The sequence below is a fragment of the Hirschia sp. genome, assembly GCF_058892565.1.
Window position 1 is genome coordinate 24,153 of record NZ_JBZXVU010000003.1, and the last position, 19,527, is coordinate 43,679.

The following is a 19,527-nucleotide window of genomic DNA, read 5'->3' on the forward strand; positions in this document are numbered from 1 at the left end:
CATCTCAAATAAGTCCCAATTCTTTTCTACGCTTTAATTCTGTTAAGTTGATTTCGACAGTTGCTGCGCCGATCGCATTTCCATCATGATCCAATGTAAGGTTCACTTGCGCCGACCAAATTCCACGCTGGGAATTGAATTCTGGTTCATCTATGAATAGTTCGCCAATGCCAACATCAAATGTTTTCTGAACCTTAGCTTCATCCCCCTGCCAATAATCAGATGTTATCGAACTCTGACCAACATTCAGCCCGTTAGCATCCATAACGAAAATCTCATTATATAGCCCACCAGAGGCAGCCTGAACTCTGAGCAAATATGATGAGACCGGGCTACCAAGCGCAGTTGCAATCAGTGGCTGCTCTCCAGAACTAACTTTCTCTTCTCGCCACTTCTTATCCAACTCAAGAATTTCTGCTTCAGAAATTCCTTCTCTACGCCGGTTCGCAGCATTTACTGAGATTTGGACAACATCATTCTGTAAGAACTCACGAATATCTCCAACAACCTCATCATCTATTAAACTTGTTGCGATTTGACCATTCTCTTGTGCATTTGCAGCCCCTATTGCTCCCATTGGCATTAGAGCTAATACAATGACAGAAGCGCCTAACCATCGAAGACCATTCAAATTTTTCATTATTAGATTCTTTTCAATCAAAAGATTTCTATTTGTGCACGCAACAGAATAGAATCTGCACTGTCATCGCCATAAACTGGGCTGTCTTTGAATTCTGAGTGAGAATAATTTAGCATAACCCTGAAAAAATTATCGCGATACCAAGTTGCTCCCGCGACATAAGTGTCTTGCTTCCCACCTTGTGTAAAACCATCACTAAGGTCGGCGACATCATAACGTGCTGATACAGCAAACGCACCTCGTCCACCCTTACCAACTGGGTTCTCAACAAAATCTCGTTTAAATACACCATTTTTGTAATTACGGTGTCCGCCCCACATATAACTAGCATCAAGATAATACGCACTCATGGTGGGATCATCGTCACATGAAGCATCGTGACAATTGACGCTTGTCAGACCATATTCAGTTTGAAATGAAAGTCCGCCTTTTACGAAAGCACCTTCCACTCCAGTAAATACATCACTCTCTGAAATGGACGGTGTTTTAATCGTTTTAGATGCACTCGCCGCATACGGTTTTTGAGAAAAACTAAATGGAGCATCGTCCGCTCCCGTTTTTCTATAACGAGATGAAACACCTAAATGCAGGACACTATCTTCTCCAGCCGGCTCAGCTGAATAAGTTGCACGCCCTGATACTGACAACAAATCTTGATCAGATGTAACATTTGCATCTGGTCCAAAAACACCACCACTGAATGTTAGTGAACCGTGTTTCTTGTAAGCAGCAACTCCCAATGAACGGCTAATCCCGTTTATTTTCGCAATTGAACTACCTTCCATAAAGGTCGTTGAGTATAAAGATGAGCTTTGCTCTAATCCGTTCGGAACTTTAAAATTCCCAACCCGAACTGTTGTATCACCTTTAATCTCAACAAAGAGATCCTTTACCTTGATGTCATCGCCAGCAAAATCCACATTGCTGCTAAAATTGTAATTGCCATAGCTACCTTTAACATCGACGCGGAATAGTCTTAAATCTACGCCGTCAACCTCGTTGTCACCAGCAACTTCAACGTTTTCGTAATCCAGAAAAGCATGTGCACCGAGAGAAACCTTAACCTCTTCTGACACTGCAGTACCTGCGCACAGGCCAGTAAAAAGTCCTAATTTTATAACGTCATACATCTGAACGCGCATTTTAATCCTAACACTACAATTTCATCTGGATGCTAAAATCTACGCGTATGCTTAAAAGCGAGTTAACATTTGCTGTCTGCAATTGAATCTCAAAGTGTACACATGCCAAAAATTAACCTTTGGTTTTGTTCAACGTTTCGAATTTTCTGTATTTACAAAGAACTAAAGGCTTACAAAATCGGTCAAATTATTAACCAAAACACATACAGTAAACCATAAAATACAAAGAGCATGGGCAAAATTGGAGCGGATTGATCTGCCTATCTGCAAGAAACACAGCTCGAAAATCACAATATCAAATAAGAATTATGAACAGAAAGCCTTCATTCTCAACTGGTGAGCGGTAACGGTCGCGAACCGCTGACCCTCTCGGTGCAAACGACCAGTTAAACTAAAAAAAACAATAACTTAACCAAAAACGTTGACACTTTATAGGCCAAAATACACCAGAACATAACCAGAAACTGTCAACGGTACACAAACGCAGTCTTCCCCTTGAAATGGCGCAAATATTAACCACTCATCGCTTGACAATTATCGCCGCAGAAAATGCGACTCAAAACCACTTAGTTTCTTTTGTATGGGCTTTAAATTTGCACCACAGCTCAACCAAATAATTGATAGATGAACCTTACCCCTCCCGCGATCATTATAGTTTGATCGCCGCTAGGTGCTGTAGGAAAACGACTAGAGACCACAGCCATCGTACTTTATTATCCATCAAAAGCTAAAATTATTCGTGGTGTTGTGAATAGTACAAATGTCGTACAGATCAGAAAACAAGCGTTTGGGTGAAGTTTTCGAGCAGAGCAAGCTGTCTCAAGATGAGACATCTACAACGCCAATGAAGTTTGGGAACCAGCAGAATCTATACGCCCAAAAGAAGGAATACATTAACGCTACAATGACATTTCAGTCTTGCACGAAAAAAGACATTTTATCTTTGTCTCAACAGACACACAAAATCATCACTGCAATCTAAATAGGGAAAAAGATTGACATCAAATTAGAAGAGATTATAAATTTAGCAACAAATAACTAAATAGTATTCTTTACAACAAGAGTACTACTGCGGTAGCTTTCGTTATTAAAAATATATTTTCTCAATATTCTTCCTCCGCTCCAAGCGCGACGGCTAATCTCATATCCTTGATGCGGGTATACCAGACAAGTTGGCACTTTATCTTCATATTTTTCAATGGACTTTTTCTTGAATCCCAGTTCATATAATTTGTCTCTTTCTGGGAACAGAAAAAGAAAGAAGTTGGCTAACTCAGCATCCTTAAAAGTAAAGTCGTTTGAACATAATTTAAGTAGCCGCACGACTAAAAATTTAATCGTGACCTTAACAGGCCAGATTATAAAAAGTGCACTGCATCTCGTTAGTTTGATTGTACTCTCAAGGTTATTAGAACCTTCAGATTTTGGAATCGTTGCAACTGCGACCGTAGCCATTCACTTTGCGAAGGTGTTTTCTGAACCTGGGCTAGTTTTTGCTACAATACAAGCCCCGAAGATTCGTTCTAGAGAGGTGGCTACTTTATTCTACTTGAACGTTCTAATTGGCTTTGTAATTGCTGCAATTTCCATTTTTTTTGCGCCACTATATTCAACGATGGTTGACGAACCGATTTTAAAGCCGGTTATCCAAGTGTTAGCTATACTCTTCATAATTAATGGTTTGGCTGCCCAGAGTGATGCAGTACTCCGACGCCGAATGATGTTCAAAACTATTGTGATCGTGGATGTGAGTGCTTCTACGGTCGCCGTTTTATTGACTGTTGTTTTAGCCTATAATGGAGCTGGTTATTGGGCCCTAATTATACAGCTAATGACCGCTGCAGTTATCCGTTTAATTTGTCTAGTTTGCGTAAGTCCATGGAAGCCTTGGCCGTTTGAGCGACCAACAAACGTAGAAAAACTCTTTACCTTCGGTGTAAAACTAGTATTTGGAAACTTACTAAATGCGTTAAGCAGTGGAATGACGCCTATATTTGTCAAAACCGTGTCAGGGCTATCGGGTGTTGGGTTATGGGAAAGAAGTTCTACTCTTTCTTCGCTCCCAAATAAACAAATAACACCTGCATTATTTTCTGTTTTGAACCCAGCTTTGGCTAGGCTATCAAAAAATAAAAACCGATTTGAACAGGTGTTAGTTCAGGGGTTAAAACGAGTTTCGCTCGTCTCTGCATTTGTTTCCATTCAACTCTTCATCTCCGCTGAAGATTTATCATTTGTTTTACTAGGGTCGGGCTGGGAAGAGACCACTAATTTAATAAAAATATTTGCGTTTTATTGCCTAACGGAACCTTTATCCGTCCTTCTGGCTACATCATTGGTGGCGGCAGGTTATCCGGGAGCACTATTAAAGTGGCGAATGTTTTCTGCAGCTTCATTGGTCGTAGCGTTTTTAATAGGAATGCACTGGGGACTTATAGGTCTTGCGATAGCATTTTCGTCTGTTAATGCTTTAGTTCGTTTCCCCCTATTTTTGACTTATGTTTCAAAAAAGGTTCTCTTGTCGGTATCAAACATTACCACTGCACCTATCACTGGTATCATTGCATTTGTCTATGTAGCGACTTGTTTTGAGTTTATAGTTCCAACAGTTAAATTTGTTCCGTTAATGAATGTTATTACAAATGCTGTAATCTCGTCGTTTCTATTTTTGTCGATAGTATTATTTATTCCCTCCGTAAGAAAAGATTTTCAATCTTTATTCTATTTCTTAAATAGAAATTTTCCTAAATTTAGCAAATAACTTAGCTATACGCAGAAATATTTTAGATTGGGAAAGAGAGAAATGCACGAAAGTTTATCGAGACGGTTACGGGCATGGACTGTTGCTTTTGACAGAAACCATCCCTTAAAAGCTAATATCAGCGATCTGCTACGAGATCGACCAATAGCTTATTATATCGGGTGGCTTAACCACAACAATTACGGCGATACTGTTCTAGCTCTAGCTTTTAAATATTATTTCGATAATCTAATACCGTTTCAAGCATATCCTAGAAAGTCTATAGAAGGAAAGTTTTCTCATTTTTTGCGCCCCACCGCGCCCCAAATTAGTGTACTAGGGGGAGGAACTTTAATTGGAGGTCCTTATTTAACGGCTATCGAAGAGCATTTAGATGAAGGAAGGAAGTATTTCACTTTTGGAACCGGTTGCTCCGATAAGCATCCAGACAATGATGTTAGAACGCGTTGGGAAAATTGTTTAAATAGAACTTCACACCTCTATGTTCGAGGTAAAAAGTCAGTAGAGCTCTGTAAGAATTTGTACGGAGTAGAGCATGCTGTCGCTGTAGGCGACCCTGCTCTTGTGACGGCGTCCATTTTTCCTCCACACCCCACACCGTTAAATCAAGGTATGATTGGCTTCAACCTAGGCTCGCATAAGTTTGAGCGCAATGAAAAAACATACAAAATCGGTATTAAGATTATACAAGCTTTGGCGAAGTTAGGGCACTCGTTTGCTCTGGTTTCAATGCACAAAATTGACGATAGGATTACTTTGGATGCCTTCAATGAGGCTGGGATAATTCCTAAAACTATTTTATCTCCACACAAGAATTGGGCTGATATTTCACAATTAGCTAGTTTAACTGCAATTGTCTGTGAAAGGCTTCACGCAGCGATACTTGCACATGCATATGGAGTACCTGCCATAGCTTTAAAGTATGATGAAAAACTTACTGATCATTTTAATATGATAGAAGAAGAAAATTTATTGATGGATGTTCAAGATCCTAAATTTAATATTCCATATGATTTGATTGAAGATGTATCAAAAGCCCCTCAACAGCACTCCGATAGAATCAAATTAAATAGAGACACTATATTAAAAAAGCAGTGCCAAGTATTCGAAGATTTGAGAAAGCAGCATGCTACTTAAACACCTCATTTTAATTGATTTTTCTTACCGCTATTGTTTGCCCATAATTTAATTTATTCAGCCGATTTCTAGCATTCAGAAAGTTAATTATGGAATACAAAACTAGAAATTACAGTTCTCCTCAAATACGCCAACATTTTCTTGAACTTGACGGAATTCGTGGTATTTTAGCAGTCGTCGTAATGGTCTACCATATTGGACTAAACACGCTACTTTCGAAATTGACCAACGGATTTATTGACAACGGCGAGTGGGGGTTATCTGTTGACTTCTTTTTTCTACTTAGTGGTTTTGTCCTTTTTCGTTCTTTCTATTACAGGCCAATGAATTTATCGGAATATTCTATAAAAAGAGTAGCGCGCCTTGGCCCCGTAATGACAATAGCAACGTTATCAATGTTACTGATGTTAGGCATATCGAATTGGTCAAATACAACAATTGCGGCAAATTTTCTAATGGTTCATTCAGCTATTGGCTTGCAATCCATCAATGGTCCATCTTGGTCAATTCCATTTGAATTCATAATCCCTGGGATCATTTTAATTTGCGCGTCAACCTTAATTAAAATACCTCCAAAATGCTTGGTTGTACTATTTGCAATATCTGTGACCTTAAGTGTGTATGCCACTTTTTCTTTAAGCTCTGGAAGTGATTTAAGAGGGTTGCGGGCTAGCTCAAGCCTTTTTACTGGTGCACTTTTCTTTCTAGTTTGGAGTAACTTTAACTTAGGATTCTCAATCCATTCATCCAAAATGACCGTGGCGGTGTTCTTTTTTTCTCTGGTAATAATGGCCATCTCAGGACTCAGTCCTTGGTTTACTCTAATGTTCATCCCGTTAAGTATTTTGACTATTGGGATAGGGACGAAAGCAAAAGGTCTATTCAGCCTGTGGCCTTTCCAATATTTGGGGAAAATATCATTTTCAGTTTATTTGCTCCATGAACCAGTTCTAACTGCTTTTCAAATTACCATCGGTGATGCAGCATTAGAGGGTAACATATCGTTGAAACTCTTGATGGTTACACTCACACTTTTTTTAGCAACTATAAGTTATTATGTCGTCGAATTACCATTTATAAATCTAGGACGAAAATTCTGTTCCCACTGAAAAATCTCAGTGTCGATAAATGACAAATTCGATTTTCAATAAAATCTCAGTCTGATTAGTATAACTGGAAAGCAGTATGAAAGTTTTAGCGTTGGTTACCGATGCATTTGGAGGCTATGGAGGAATTGCTCAGTATAACAGAGACTTTCTTACTGCTCTTAGCAAACAAAAAGAAATCTCCGAAATCTATATTTTACCTCGTATTTGTCCTGAAAATTACGACGAATTACCAGACAAAATAACTCAGTATCGAGCAAGATCAGGTCGAATACAGTACAGTATTTCGAGCTTATTTTTAGCACACAAAATAAAACCTGATATAGTTGTCTGCAGTCATCTTTATCATGGCCCCTTAGCTGTTCAAATTGCTTCTTTGCACAGCGCCAAACTAACAAGCCAATTACATGGTATAGAAGTTTGGAAAAAATTGCCGCCCGCACAATTACAGCCATTATTAAAATCAGACATTGTGTTTTGTGTCAGTAGGGACACTTGTAAAAGGTACACCAAACAAGCAGTTTTTCCACCTAAAAACGGTGCTGTTTTGCACAACACCGTCGGAAGTGCCTTTAAACCGGGGGATGTTTTAAAGGCTCGAAAAAAATTTGGCCTCGCAAAAGAAATAGCTTTGCTGTCGGTAGGAAGGCTGGATGCCAAGCAAGGTCACAAAGGACAAGATACTGTAATAAAGGCGTTGCCGAATATCATAGCAGCAAACAGTAGAAAAGTAATTTACTTAATAGCTGGTGCTGGTGAAGACACGGCGAGACTTGCAACAATTGCAAAAGAGCGTGGCGTTAGCGAAAATGTTAGATTTTTAGGTAAGGTGCCAACCAATGATCTACCCGACCTTTATCGTTCTGCTGACTTATTCGTACTGCCGTCTAAAGGAGAAGGCTTTGGGATCGTTTATTTAGAAGCAATGGCTTGTGGCACTCAGGCCATTGGACTTAATATTGGTGGTGCTCCCGATGCTTTGATGGATGGTGAATTAGGTTGGTGTGTGTCCGAAGAACAGTTCGAACAAACACTTATCGCTGCGTTGAATTCACCTTCTCCTCCGCCCTCAAGTTTATACGATGCGGTCCAAACCCATTTTGGAATAGATTGCTTTGAAAAAAAATTAGAGCGTATTTTGATTCCCCACATAATAAAGAATTAGAACAATAAAAATTTGCTTTTACCAATAGAACCAGAGATAGAAATTTGAAAATTTGTCAAATAGTTCCAGCGCTTCCGCCTATTGTCGATGGTTTAGGTGACTACTCTTTGGCGTTAGCTAAAGCTTTAAAGACAGCAGGTACGGAAAGTAGTTTTGTTGTTCCCGGACACTACCCTAAACGGTTAGAAAATTTTTCGGTTACGAGCACTCCCAAAGGAGATGGAGAAAAACTATATCGAACGTTAGAAGCTACACAGACCCGTAACCTTTTGGTGCATTATTCTGGGTATGGATATGCCCGTTGGGGGCTTTGTGACTGGCTTTTGGACGGAGTCATAAAGTGGAAATGTGCAAATAAAAATAGGCGAGTGATCACTCTTTTTCACGAATTATACGCTACTGGTCCAATGTGGCGAACAAGTTTCTGGACATGTGTACCGCAAAAGTTGCTCGCACAACGACTATTTCAATATAGCGATTATACAATATCCACCACAGCCTCAACGACTCAAAAACTCCAAAACTGGAATGACGCAAAAGACATTCAGTTCAATCCGGTATTTTCAAACGTAGGTGAACTCCGCGAATTACATTCATTCGACGAAAGGTCTGCAACCGCAGTAGTTTTTGGAAGACTTGAAAAGAGAAAGCGATTAGTTTCATCATTGTGTGATAAGCATGGTGAAATTATCCTCAAGCGTTTGAAGCAAGAAGGAATAGAACGAATTATTGATATTGGTCCTGCACCTGAGGTAGTTCTGCCCACTCTAAAAACCTTAGGGATCGCGGTTGAATCCATGGGTATATTGAAGAACGAAGAAATCTCAAAACAGTTGTGTAAAGCGAAAGTTGGGTTGGTCAATTATCCATCAGACGTGCTCACAAAGTCTGGCATATCAGCGGCGTATCTAGCTCACGGCTTAGCTACGGTGAACACTTATGCCGGAGACAGAACAGCTTCTGAACTAAAAGATGGGATTGAATTCATCTCAACAAAAAGATTGCTGACTGACCAGCCTGACTTTAAACAAATAGCTAAAGACGGATACAATTGGTATTGTGGCCATAATCGCTCAGAAACCGCAAACTTGATACTTAAGGCTGTTCGATGAGAATTTTTGTATTCACAACTGTGTTTGCTCCGAGTGTTGGTGGCATAGAGAAATTGGCTGAGACCTTATGTCGTGAATTCACAAAGCTGGGGCATGAAGTTATTCTGGCAACACAAACCCCTTCTTTGTCTGAAAATCAATATTCTTTTGAAGTAGTTCGTAACCCAACATTAGCAAAATTCATCAAATTACTTTGTTGGTGTGACATTCACTTACAGGCAAATGTTTCTTTAAAATATTTTTGGGCTAAAGCTTTGGCACCGGGTCGTATGATTTACAGACATGGTAACGCATACCAGATGGATGATGGGACACTAAGTTGGAATGATAGGATTAAGCGCCTTATAGCAAGAACAACACCTGGTATTGCAAATAGTGGTTACACTGCATCAAAACTAAAATGTTCTCACACAATATTTAATGCTTACGATGATTTAGTGTTCACGAACTTTAAACCATGGTCAGAAAGAGAAAAAGAATTAGTGTTCTTGGGGCGCTTGGTCTCCCAAAAGGGATGTGATGTCTTGATTAAGGCTCTGGCAGAACTTCGGAAGTCTAACTTACATCCCCAATTAACCATTATTGGCGATGGCCCTGACTTTGAAAATTTGTTAGCATTAACAAGAGAACTAAAACTCGAACAACAGGTTGATTTTACTGGGCCTATGGAGGGAAATAAACTCGCTAGCTCTTTAAATAAGCACCGTTTCATGGTGGTTCCTTCTACATATGAGGAACCGTTCGGTATTGTTGCATTGGAAGGGTTAGCTTGCGGGTGTGTTCCTATAGTTTCAAAACGCGGTGGCTTGGTCGACGCTATCAACGGTAACGGATACACATTTTCCAACGGTAACATTTATGAGCTTTCACATGTACTGAATACTGCATTAAATAACCCATGTACATCTTTATTGAAAATTAGATCAGCTACATCCCACCTCAAAGAACACACATCAACCGCAACTGCACTAAAATATCTGACTGTTTTTAAAAATATATTACAATAGAGTAATAATTCATAATGTCCGTAATTCTAAGTCACCCAACTGGGAACGCAAATGTTCGCGCTGTATTAACGGCGTTAGAAAATAGCCAAAATCTTGACAGTTTTTGGACTTCTGTGGCTATCCCGTCTCAAATATCAAATTGGAATCTCTTAGGACGAAGCCTTCGAAGAGAATTAGGTAGGCGCACTTTCAATGAAACTCCTTACTACAATATTCGCACCAACCCTACGAGAGAATTGGTAAGATTAGCTCGTCCATTGTTCAGCCATAAGGTGTTTACTCGTCATGAAACTGGCTGGGCATCTGTTCACCAAATATATCAAACAATGGACAAATCTGTTTCAAAGTACATCACACAAGCGTCTGAAGAAAAATTCGGAGCGGTGTATGCATATGAAGATGTAGCGGAACTCACTTTTAAGTCCGCAAAAAAAAAACAAGCCAAATGCATTTACGACTTACCAATAGCTTATTGGCGAAGTCTTCATGAGCTTATGAAAGAAGAAGCAGAACTTCACCCTGAATGGCTGGCAACTATGCCAGCATTGCTCGACAGCGAAGAAAAGCTTAACCGAAAAGACCAAGAAATATCTCTTGCCGATCACATCATCGTGCCTTCAACTTTTGTTAAAAACAGTATCGAGGCGAATTATGGGGACAACATGCCCATCACAGTTATTCCTTTCGGAGCACCTTCCCCCTCTTTGTTCCCTCCTTCCCAACGCCTACCCGAAGATCCTATAAAAATAATGTTCGTCGGCCATATAGGACAACGAAAAGGTATAGCATATCTTATAGCAGCATTGAAGCTACTTGAAGTTCCTTGGTCTTTAACACTAGCTGGTTCAGTGCCTAAAAATGCACCACGCATTTTGTTCGATCTATTATCAGATGAAAGGTGTAACTGGCTGGGGCACTTACCCCATGCAACCCTATTGGAAGAAATGTCTAAAGCTCATGTTTTTGTTTTTCCATCAATAGCAGAAGGGTTGGCTATGGTTATGTACGAAGCGATGTCCGCTGGTTTGCCTTTAATTGCTACACCGAACTCTGGAGCCCCTGACATTATAAAAAACGGCCAAGAAGGATTTATTGTTCCAATTCGTGATCCCTTCGCTATATGTGAAAAAATACACCATTTTTATTATAATGAGGCTGAAAGACAGACTATGAGCGCTAATGCCCTAGCTACCGCAGCTAGATCTGGATGGGATGATTACAGTTCAAAAATCGGTAACTTTATATCTGAAGTACTGGTAAAATGACTGTTGTAAAAAGTAGGAATATTTATTTACTAGAAAAGAGACGACGTGTCGTTGTAGGGGCAGTTTACTTACTTTACATACTCTTTCTCTTGGAGGGACCTTTAAGGAAATGGTTTCTTCCTAGCCTAAGTACACCGTTGATTTTCATACGTGATCCAATTGTGATGTTCGTTTATCTTTATAGTTTTCGTTATAATTTAATCGATTATACAACTATTTCTAGGCATTGGATTGTCTTTGCTTTGGTTTCTAGCCTGGCCGGTGGTTTACCTTTTTTAATTAACGGAATTTCGTTCTTTGGCCTAACCTTAGGAATAAGAAGTTATTGGTTGTATATGCCATTGGCTTTTGTAATAGCTTCAAATTTCCGGCACTCAGACGTAGTAACTTTTCTAAAATTCAATATTTTAACCGCGATACCATCTGCAATACTGATGACCGCACAATATAGCGCTGGACGTGGAGCATTTATCAATATTGGTGTTGCTGGAGATGATACAGCAGCAGTTGGTATAGGTGATACTATTATTAGACCTTTTGGTTTTTTCACCTACGCTGGTATAAATGTGATGTACATTGGTGCTAGCATTGCGATGTATTTAGCCCTTTTCCTTACCCCGAAAAAGTATTCAATGAAAACTGCTTTGTTAGGGCTTGGGTTGTTGGCAGTTTGTTCAATGTCCGTCTTAGCTGGAAGTAGAGCTTTGTATTTTATAGCAGCGGCTATTGTTGGTGTTACTATCGTTTGCTCAACGATAATAAAACCTCGACTTTCGACAATGATCGTAAATCTGTTCGTCATTGGATTTGTGTTTTTTTCTGTGTACCTTTTGGCTGTACAATTTCCTGATATGCTGGAAGCTATGAAATACCGATTTGAAACAGCAGCCAGATCTGAAGGCTCAATATGGAACCGAGTTTTTACTTTAGTTGGTGGATTTATTGAGCCATGGAAGACAGCACCATTTCTGGGTTATGGAATAGGTATTGGTGCCCCCGGGGTAGCAATTTTTTTAGGGCTTCCTTCTTTAGGCATGGGAGAAGGAGATTTAGCCAGAAATATTAATGAGTTAGGTTTAGTACTAGGTCCTTACCTTATTGTCTTACGCTTCTATACTTCAGGCTGGATTGTCTACAAATCAATGCAACATGCAAAAAATAATAGCTTAGCAGCTCTGCCTCTTACTGGCTTTGTTGCGGTTCAAATTTCGTTTGGGCAGATAACTAACTCACCGCTAAATGCATTTCTACCGTGGTTAGTGTTAGGATTGACCATGGCTCTTTTAAACTCAAAGTCGAGAACTAGCAGGAAACAATTTTAATGTAACTATTAGTCAAGTGTCCTGAAATAGAAGTACCAAGGGCACCTGGGTAAATATATTTGGATAAGATATTGAAAATTTTTCTTTCAGGCACTAGCTTTCGAGCAAGCTATGGTGGACCTGCTGTTTCAGTCTCTGAACTAGCTCGACAATTATCAATACATGGCTTAGAAGTAGGTCTTTGGGCCCCAGATGGCACTGCAACGATCAAGTATTTATCTCATATGCATGATTCTGGAGTATTGCTCTTAGATGGCTCTCTCAAAAATGCAATTCATCAATTTGGTCGCCCAGATATCTTTCATGATAGCGGGGTTTGGCTTCCTCATAATCATTCAATATCCAACATAGCGCGAGATTTAAATATCCCCCGTATTGTAAGTACCCGAGGAATGTTAGAACCGTGGGCATTAAATCATAAACGTTTCAAGAAAAAGTTTAGCTGGCTCATTTATCAAAAAAGAGACCTCCTTTCTGCAGACGTACTCCATGCCACGGCCCAATCAGAAAAAATATCGTTAAAAAACCTTGGGCTGAACAATAATATAATTAATATCCCTAATGGTATTACTCTTCCTCTAAATGATTTGTATGATGAGAAGCCTTCAGTCTCTCGAAAAAAGGCTCTCTTCCTTAGCAGAATACATCCTAAAAAAGGACTTCCATTGCTTATTGCAGCCTGGAGTAAATTGCGCCCGGACGGGTGGGATTTAGACATAGTTGGCCCTGATGAGGGAGGGCATAAAGCAGAAATAGAAAATCTAATTCGTAAAAATAATCTTTCAGCTTGTGTAACTATACACGCGCCTTTAAACGGAGAGGCAAAAGCTTCTTGTTTTCAAAATGCAGATATTTTTATACTTCCAACATATTCTGAGAATTTCGGAATTGTTGTTGCAGAATCTTTGGCTTTTGCCGTGCCAGTTCTCACCACTCATGGAGCTCCTTGGAAAGAGCTTATTACACATCGGTGTGGTTGGTGGGTTGAACCTTCAGAGAATGGTATATTACAAGGCTTATCCGAAGCCACATCATGTTCACCTAAGACACTTCTAGAAATGGGTTCCCGTGGTCGCACATTGATGTCTAAGAATTATAGTTGGCCTAAAATTTCCAACGATTTCATTTCTGTTTATGCAAGTCTACTGTAATCAATGATTTTATTAATAGAATAACCCACTGGTATTATTTCACGATAACTAGATGAATTATACTGACCCCCGTTAGACTTTTCAGGATGATAGCATCTCACAGAAAATACTTTGAGTTCGTATTATTAAAGTTAAATCATATTTCAATGCTTCAAGGCTCTTCAAGAAGTGATATAACGACAGTGTCCAGTTGAAAAAACATTATTGAAAGTTTCGTTTACACTTACACAATATTCTACATTCGAGCGTCCTAAATTTGGATACACAAAGCCTAAACCGTTGACCCCCGATCAATGACCAATGAACAACATCACGGCATCAAATAATTTTTAAAAACTAGATTATTAAATGGCGTTATTTGGTATTCGTAGAATTCAATAAATGATCCTCGATTACCTGTCCTCATAACTTGGATTAAGCATCTAAAAAAATGGTTCATCAACAAACAAACCTTGCCTCATATAATATAGGCGCGTTTCATAGAGGTCGGTCTAACATTGTCTTTGGCTTATGGATAATTATCGACAGTCTTTTGGTATCTTCTTGGATCCCTGGTAGCAGAATGCGTAGAATGATATTGCGATTGTTTGGAGCAAAGATTGGTAAAGGTGTCGTTTTCAAACCCAGCGTTCGAGTTAAATTCCCTTGGCGCTTAAGTGTTGGTGACTATAGTTGGATTGGAGAAAATGTATGGATTGACAATCTGGCTGAGGTAAACATAGGCTCACACGCATGTTTGTCACAAGGCGCTTATCTTTGCACAGGGAGTCACAATTGGAGCGCCGCGACGTTTGATCTTATTACCCAACCAATCACAATTTGTGATGGAGCATGGATTGCTGCGAAATCAACAGTTGGACCAGGTGTAACAATAGGAGAAGGAGCAGTTCTAGGACTTGGGAGTACAACCTCTCAAAACCTTGAGGCTTGGAATGTTTATGTTGGGGCTCCAGCACAGTTTGTTAAAAATCGTACAATTAATTCAACACTGTAAACTTCCTAATACATTTTTATCCACGGACCTGCTTGACGGCAGGGCCATTAAGTGCTCGTGATCCCGTCCAAATGGTGTGTCAAATTCAAAAGCCTGGGCAATTTCAAACGCAAGAAAATAAGATGCAAAGAATACTATTCATCAATCGTTATTTTTTTCCCGACCTTAGTGCGACCTCTCAGATATTAAGCGATGTAGCATTTTATCTGCAGACTGAAGGCCTTAATGTTAGTGTGATTACCGGACGAGCGCTTTATGAAGGTGAAGCTCAACTTCTCCCAAGCGAAAACGTAAATGATGTCAAAGTACAGCGAATAGCTACAACTCAGTTTGGTCGAGGTAAACTCATTGGCCGCGCATTGGATTACGTTTCATTTTATGTATCATCCTTTTGTGCAGTTTTAAAGCATGTTACAAAAGGCGATGTTGTTATCATTAAAACTGATCCCCCTCTCCTATCAGTTCCGTTAGGTATTGCGATTAAGTTTAAGGGAGCTCAGCAGATCAATTGGCTCCAGGATCTCTACCCTGAAACAGCGAGTGCGCTGGGTGTAAGTTTCGCTAAGGGCCCTATAGGGAAAATTATAACGATACTACGAAACAGGTCTCTCAAAAGAGCTAAATCAAATGTGGTTATCGGCCACCTAATGGGAGATCTTCTCGAAAAAAACGGGGTTTCTAAAGACAAGATCAAATTCATTCCCAACTTTTCGGATGATACGGTTGTTGTCGAACAACCTTTTAAAGGGCGGGACCTTCGTAAAGAATGGGGATTAACTGAATCAGACTTTGTGGTTTGCTATTCTGGAAATTTAGGACGTGCTCACGATTTAGAAACGATGCTCGGAGCAGCGGAATTTCTTAAAAACGAAACCAATATTAAATTCTTGTTTATTGGTGGCGGCCACCTTAGAAAACTACTTCAAGAAAAATTAGATCAATTGGGTTTGAATAACATCTTATTGCAGCCTTATCAGCCAAGAGAAGAGCTCCCTCAGTCGCTTGGTGTTGCTGATATTCATTGGCTCAGCCTGAAGCCTGAATTAGAAGCCTTGATCGTACCGAGCAAAACCTATGGCGTAGCTGCAGCAGGAAGAGGATTACTAGTTGTGGGAGATACTAACGGAGAAATAGCAAGAGCCGTAAATGATGGTAGATTTGGTTATGCTTACTCTATTGGTGATAGCCAAGGGTTAGCTGATAGAATACAGCACCTCTCATCAAACATGACGAAAGTGCGAGAATTGGGGCGTAATGCAAGAGTTTGGCTTGAGGAAAATGCAAAAAAGCAAGACGTTTTAGAACAATGGAAAGTGTTGCTATCTGATTAGCATCCAATCAAGGCGCGGTTGACAATTGAAATTCAAGTTCTCAGGAGATCAAAGACGCGGTGTTTCGAGAAACAAAGTTGCCGAAGCATTGTTTAATGATGATTAATTTTGGCAGATTGGGTTGTTGGCTTCACATAAGTCACGATGGAAAATCTCCCGATGACTTTGCCCGAAACAACGAACTATACCATGCTGTCAGTGCAAAAATCTTCGTTGAAATTTAGCGTTAGCCTTGGAACATCTCAAAGCGGCAGGCCACTATGTACTACTTTTTGTGAAGCCAAACTATTTGGGTTTAAATTAAATACTCAATTCAGCAGTCGATTGTTCTTTAAACTGAAATTCTCATCCAACTTGGGCAGTATAGAGATGTGTAAGGATATTTTTGTTGCCAAATGTTTTAAGATACCCTGCTCTAAAACTACGACATATTGGAATTTTCGTTTAGTATTATACGGCCCTCTGGAATAACGGTATTAATCTGACGATTCATAAACTCAACCAAAATTATAGAACGCCCTTTTCCAGTATTACGAATGAGTTCACCAATGAAGTCGTGCATTGGCCCACCTACTACACGAACCTTATCTCCAGGTTTTAAATTGTCTTCAAAACTAAATTGGCCGGTTTTATCCGTTTGTTCAATCATAGTTTCAGTCGCACCAATTGGCATAGGAGATGGTTTATCCGTAAACTGAATTAAATAAAGAACACCAATTGTTGAATTGATAGCGCGCCATCTTTGTGCACCTAAATCAATTTTTACAAAAATATACCCAGGGAAAAGCGGTTGACGTAAGTTGGCCGCTTTATTTTTTTTCGATGTAAGAGTCTTGGGCGCAAAAGGTAAGAATGTTTCAAAATTTTGTCGCTTTAAATGCTGCTCAGCAAGCACCTCTTTGCGTGGTTGTGTCTTTGCAACATACCAACGACTTTCGCCTAGTGCTTTATCGACGAGACGTAATTGTGCTGTACTTCTATTCACTTGATTTCCCCAACCAACTCTACTCACCCCAAGAAGTTCCTAGAATTTACATATCAATATTCTGACTACTGCAATATGTAAACCAGATTGATTCAAAGGTATTATGACATATTGATCCAATTCTCATATTCCACTCGCTTGACGAACCATATCGAATGAATGATGAATTGCGAAACATTCTACTAAGACTTTGCTATTTGAAGACTGACGTGGTCTGGAAAAAGTGGTCCGAAACTGGTGTTAGTTTTGCAGCGGTTTTCTTGAAGAAGGAAACCCGACATGAAACGCAAGAAATATTCAACAGAACAGATCGTTGTACCCTTAAAACAAGTGGAATTGGGCTTGCCGTTGGCCGACTTAATCCGGCAATTAGGGGTCACGGAACAGATTGTAGATTATGTGGTTCAGACACACAGCTATAGTTAGCGCAGAGCTTGTCGTCTGCCACAGCAGCATAGATCCACACAGCGCAAAGCCCTCTACACGCGATCTTCGGACAGAATTACGCCAGCGTATACGAGAGATCACACCCACACGTATTCTATATGGATATCGACGCGTTCATATCACTCTCAAGCGAGAAGGTTGGCAGGTTGGTAAGAATGTTGTCTACCGTGTTTACCGTGAAGAAGGCCTATGTTTACGCAGTAAACGGCCCCGTCGACGGAAGATGGTAGCCCATCGTGAAGCACGTTGCCAACCTAAAAGGCCCAATGAGGCGTGAAGCATGGATTTCGTACACGATAATCTGGCAAATGGCTCTAAACTACGTTTTTTGACGGTTATCGATGTGTTCACCCGCGAATGCCTAGCAATAGAAATTGGGACTAGGCTTCGTGGTGAACACGTTGCTTCTGTTCTTAATCGCCTCGTTTATTTGCCTGGGAAACCCAAAGCAGTATTTTGCGACAATGGCGCTGAGTTTACAGGTCAGATCATCGACCTTTGGGCTTATACTCATAAGGTCAAAATGGATTTTTCCCAGCCGGGGACACCAACAGACAATGCACACATTGAGTCCTTCAATGGTACGCTCGGGATGAGTTTTTGAATGTAAACTGGTTCCAGTCGATCGAGGAAGCCAAAGTACTTAGCCAGGCTTGGAGACGAGACTATAATGATAGTTGGCCTCACATGGCTTACAATGGAAAATCGCCAACAGAATTTGCTGAAACATCAGGTCTCTGCCATACTGGACCAGTCCAAATCGCCGCTGGATTTTAACACCGGCCCTGGACCACCATTCCCAAGCGCGTCAGTTGAAGCCAGATCCAACTCAACACCTGGACCACTTTTCGGGGAGCAGACCAGACTAATCATCGGATTTTTTTTAATCAATATTTTTATCCCTACCATAATGCTACCTCACAGATAACATGTAATGTTGCTTTCACCTTACGGATAATTATTTATATTTAAATACGATAACAGGCCATCAGCGATATTTAGGCAACTAAAGTTTCGTACGATTTACGCGTGTTTGCCATGCAGATATTCACTAGACAGAGACGACACAATTTGGGCGCGATGATTTAGCTGAAAGGCTTTATTATTACTTGAGAAACCCATGGCCTCACAGCTGTGAGGCTCGTCTTAATTGTGATAAGTGATACAGATGGAGAAATCGATAAAACCGTTAACGAAGGTAGTTTAGTTATTATAGATGGAGAAAGTTTAGCCAAAAAGATATAGGAGCCTTCCTCACGTAAAAAATCAAGCTTTCTTTGAACAATCACGAAAACTGAAAGCCTTCGCCCCTAAACAGGATTGTGAACATCATTACTTGATAACTAAAAAGCCCCTAAACCACAAAAGGTTCAGAGGCTTTTAAATTCTTATGCGTAATCGCTCGGTTCGTTACGGAGAAACAGGAGTAGGTGTATCACCACCGCCGCCGCCGCCAGCTGCAGCTGCAGCACCACCGGCAAGCAATACACCACCGATAATCGGTGCAGCACCAATACCACCGCCGCTTACAGCACCTGCATCAGCTGTTTGAACAACTGGAGTTCCGTCTGAAGCTAAAGAAACAACTTCCTTAGTACAAAATGCTGAGTCAACGACGATAGACTGTGCAGAATCTAAAGAACGGTCACAGTTTTCAACCTGAATGGAAACCGTACCATCAGCACGTGTTAACACACGGTCACCCTGCATGATTGCATCACCCGCACTCAGCGTAAAAGTTTCAGCGCCGCGCACAACAACAACATCACCTGAAAGTGCAGAAACTTGACCAACTTGCTGCGCATAAGCAGCACCGGCCAGAATAGTCGTAGCGGAAATTGCTACAATACTTGAACGAATAACCTTAAGCATGAGAAATATCCCCCACTAGAATAAATTAACAACTACTCGTTAACATAACCCCTGTGAATTGTACATGAAAAACACATCCTAAATACACAT

16 protein-coding genes and 1 pseudogene are annotated in these 19,527 nt (G+C 40.2%); 12 read left to right on the top strand and 5 right to left on the bottom strand.

Translation table 11 applies throughout. The features are described 5' to 3' along the window. Nucleotides 1-4: 4 nt before the first annotated feature. Together AC5EF3_RS00825 and AC5EF3_RS00830 are read right to left on the bottom strand one after the other, a co-directional pair. Nucleotides 5-640: a hypothetical protein gene (locus tag AC5EF3_RS00825; RefSeq protein ID WP_493546666.1), complete on the bottom strand. Its 636-nt coding sequence runs from the start codon at nucleotides 638-640 to the stop codon at nucleotides 5-7. 17 nt (nucleotides 641-657) lie between these two features. Beyond that, the gene (locus AC5EF3_RS00830; RefSeq protein ID WP_493546667.1) at nucleotides 658-1,782 is read right to left on the bottom strand and encodes an OprO/OprP family phosphate-selective porin; all 1,125 of its coding nucleotides are present in this window, start codon (nucleotides 1,780-1,782) and stop codon (nucleotides 658-660) included. A 1,264-nt stretch (nucleotides 1,783-3,046) separates the two neighbouring features. Here AC5EF3_RS00830 and AC5EF3_RS00835 point away from each other — a divergent pair. The 11 genes from AC5EF3_RS00835 (at nucleotide 3,047) to AC5EF3_RS00885 (ending at nucleotide 16,133) form a co-directional block, all read left to right on the top strand. Then, nucleotides 3,047-4,543 (top strand): lipopolysaccharide biosynthesis protein, encoded by a 1,497-nt coding sequence (locus AC5EF3_RS00835; protein WP_493546668.1) that lies wholly within the window; start codon nucleotides 3,047-3,049, stop codon nucleotides 4,541-4,543. A 42-nt stretch (nucleotides 4,544-4,585) separates the two neighbouring features. Then, nucleotides 4,586-5,680, top strand: coding sequence for a polysaccharide pyruvyl transferase family protein (locus AC5EF3_RS00840; protein WP_493546669.1), 1,095 nt, complete (start codon nucleotides 4,586-4,588; stop codon nucleotides 5,678-5,680). A 182-nt stretch (nucleotides 5,681-5,862) separates the two neighbouring features. After that, nucleotides 5,863-6,789, top strand: a complete 927-nt coding sequence (locus AC5EF3_RS00845; protein WP_493546757.1) for an acyltransferase family protein — start codon at nucleotides 5,863-5,865, stop codon at nucleotides 6,787-6,789. 76 nt (nucleotides 6,790-6,865) lie between these two features. After that, nucleotides 6,866-7,951 carry a glycosyltransferase family 4 protein gene (locus tag AC5EF3_RS00850; RefSeq protein WP_493546670.1) on the top strand — a complete coding sequence of 362 codons (1,086 nt, stop codon included), beginning with the start codon at nucleotides 6,866-6,868 and terminating at the stop codon, nucleotides 7,949-7,951. A gap of 44 nt (nucleotides 7,952-7,995) precedes the next feature. Continuing rightward, nucleotides 7,996-9,063 (top strand): glycosyltransferase family protein, encoded by a 1,068-nt coding sequence (locus AC5EF3_RS00855; protein ID WP_493546671.1) that lies wholly within the window; start codon nucleotides 7,996-7,998, stop codon nucleotides 9,061-9,063. Beyond that, nucleotides 9,060-10,070 carry a glycosyltransferase family 4 protein gene (locus tag AC5EF3_RS00860; RefSeq protein WP_493546672.1) on the top strand — a complete coding sequence of 337 codons (1,011 nt, stop codon included), beginning with the start codon at nucleotides 9,060-9,062 and terminating at the stop codon, nucleotides 10,068-10,070. Before AC5EF3_RS00855 ends, AC5EF3_RS00860 begins: the two co-directional genes overlap by 4 nt. A gap of 14 nt (nucleotides 10,071-10,084) precedes the next feature. Continuing rightward, nucleotides 10,085-11,335 (top strand): glycosyltransferase family 4 protein, encoded by a 1,251-nt coding sequence (locus AC5EF3_RS00865; protein WP_493546673.1) that lies wholly within the window; start codon nucleotides 10,085-10,087, stop codon nucleotides 11,333-11,335. Next, nucleotides 11,332-12,657, top strand: coding sequence for a hypothetical protein (locus AC5EF3_RS00870; protein ID WP_493546674.1), 1,326 nt, complete (start codon nucleotides 11,332-11,334; stop codon nucleotides 12,655-12,657). The genes AC5EF3_RS00865 and AC5EF3_RS00870 overlap by 4 nt, the downstream gene beginning before the upstream one ends. A 71-nt stretch (nucleotides 12,658-12,728) precedes the next feature. Next, nucleotides 12,729-13,808, top strand: coding sequence for a glycosyltransferase (locus AC5EF3_RS00875; RefSeq protein WP_493546675.1), 1,080 nt, complete (start codon nucleotides 12,729-12,731; stop codon nucleotides 13,806-13,808). Nucleotides 13,809-14,238: 430 nt separating this feature from the next. Further along, a complete protein-coding gene (locus AC5EF3_RS00880; RefSeq protein ID WP_493546676.1) occupies nucleotides 14,239-14,802 on the top strand; it encodes a WcaF family extracellular polysaccharide biosynthesis acetyltransferase in 564 nt (187 codons plus the stop codon). Nucleotides 14,803-14,873: 71 nt separating this feature from the next. Next, the gene (locus AC5EF3_RS00885; protein ID WP_493546677.1) at nucleotides 14,874-16,133 is read left to right on the top strand and encodes a glycosyltransferase family 4 protein; all 1,260 of its coding nucleotides are present in this window, start codon (nucleotides 14,874-14,876) and stop codon (nucleotides 16,131-16,133) included. Between the two features lie 421 nt (nucleotides 16,134-16,554). On the opposite strand, the gene nusG is transcribed toward AC5EF3_RS00885, so the two are convergent. Further along, the gene (gene nusG, locus AC5EF3_RS00890) at nucleotides 16,555-17,145 is read right to left on the bottom strand and encodes a transcription termination/antitermination protein NusG (protein ID WP_493546678.1); all 591 of its coding nucleotides are present in this window, start codon (nucleotides 17,143-17,145) and stop codon (nucleotides 16,555-16,557) included. Between the two features lie 252 nt (nucleotides 17,146-17,397). Between nusG and AC5EF3_RS00895 the strand changes: the two are divergent. Beyond that, a pseudogene (locus AC5EF3_RS00895) lies at nucleotides 17,398-18,342 on the top strand (IS3 family transposase). Here AC5EF3_RS00895 and AC5EF3_RS00900 read toward each other — a convergent pair. Continuing rightward, nucleotides 18,295-18,456, bottom strand: a complete 162-nt coding sequence (locus AC5EF3_RS00900) for a hypothetical protein (RefSeq protein WP_493546759.1) — start codon at nucleotides 18,454-18,456, stop codon at nucleotides 18,295-18,297. The pseudogene AC5EF3_RS00895 and the gene AC5EF3_RS00900 sit on opposite strands and share 48 nt — an antisense overlap. 519 nt (nucleotides 18,457-18,975) lie before the next feature. Beyond that, nucleotides 18,976-19,437 carry a FecR family protein gene (locus AC5EF3_RS00905; RefSeq protein ID WP_493546679.1) on the bottom strand — a complete coding sequence of 154 codons (462 nt, stop codon included), beginning with the start codon at nucleotides 19,435-19,437 and terminating at the stop codon, nucleotides 18,976-18,978. Nucleotides 19,438-19,527 lie beyond the last annotated feature (90 nt).

Excerpts from the sequence above, each read along its gene's own strand:
- AC5EF3_RS00905 (WP_493546679.1), bottom strand. The coding sequence starts at position 19,437 with ATGCTTAAGGTTATTCGTTCAAGTATTGTAGCAATTTCCGCTACGACT.
- AC5EF3_RS00845 (WP_493546757.1), top strand. The coding sequence starts at position 5,863 with ATGGTCTACCATATTGGACTAAACACGCTACTTTCGAAATTGACCAAC.
- AC5EF3_RS00880 (WP_493546676.1), top strand. The coding sequence starts at position 14,239 with ATGGTTCATCAACAAACAAACCTTGCCTCATATAATATAGGCGCGTTT.
- AC5EF3_RS00850 (WP_493546670.1), top strand. The coding sequence starts at position 6,866 with ATGAAAGTTTTAGCGTTGGTTACCGATGCATTTGGAGGCTATGGAGGA.
- AC5EF3_RS00825 (WP_493546666.1), bottom strand. The coding sequence starts at position 640 with ATGAAAAATTTGAATGGTCTTCGATGGTTAGGCGCTTCTGTCATTGTA.
- AC5EF3_RS00870 (WP_493546674.1), top strand. The coding sequence starts at position 11,332 with ATGACTGTTGTAAAAAGTAGGAATATTTATTTACTAGAAAAGAGACGA.
- AC5EF3_RS00865 (WP_493546673.1), top strand. The coding sequence starts at position 10,085 with ATGTCCGTAATTCTAAGTCACCCAACTGGGAACGCAAATGTTCGCGCT.
- AC5EF3_RS00885 (WP_493546677.1), top strand. The coding sequence starts at position 14,874 with ATGGTGTGTCAAATTCAAAAGCCTGGGCAATTTCAAACGCAAGAAAAT.
- AC5EF3_RS00840 (WP_493546669.1), top strand. The coding sequence starts at position 4,586 with ATGCACGAAAGTTTATCGAGACGGTTACGGGCATGGACTGTTGCTTTT.
- AC5EF3_RS00860 (WP_493546672.1), top strand. The coding sequence starts at position 9,060 with ATGAGAATTTTTGTATTCACAACTGTGTTTGCTCCGAGTGTTGGTGGC.
- AC5EF3_RS00830 (WP_493546667.1), bottom strand. The coding sequence starts at position 1,782 with ATGCGCGTTCAGATGTATGACGTTATAAAATTAGGACTTTTTACTGGC.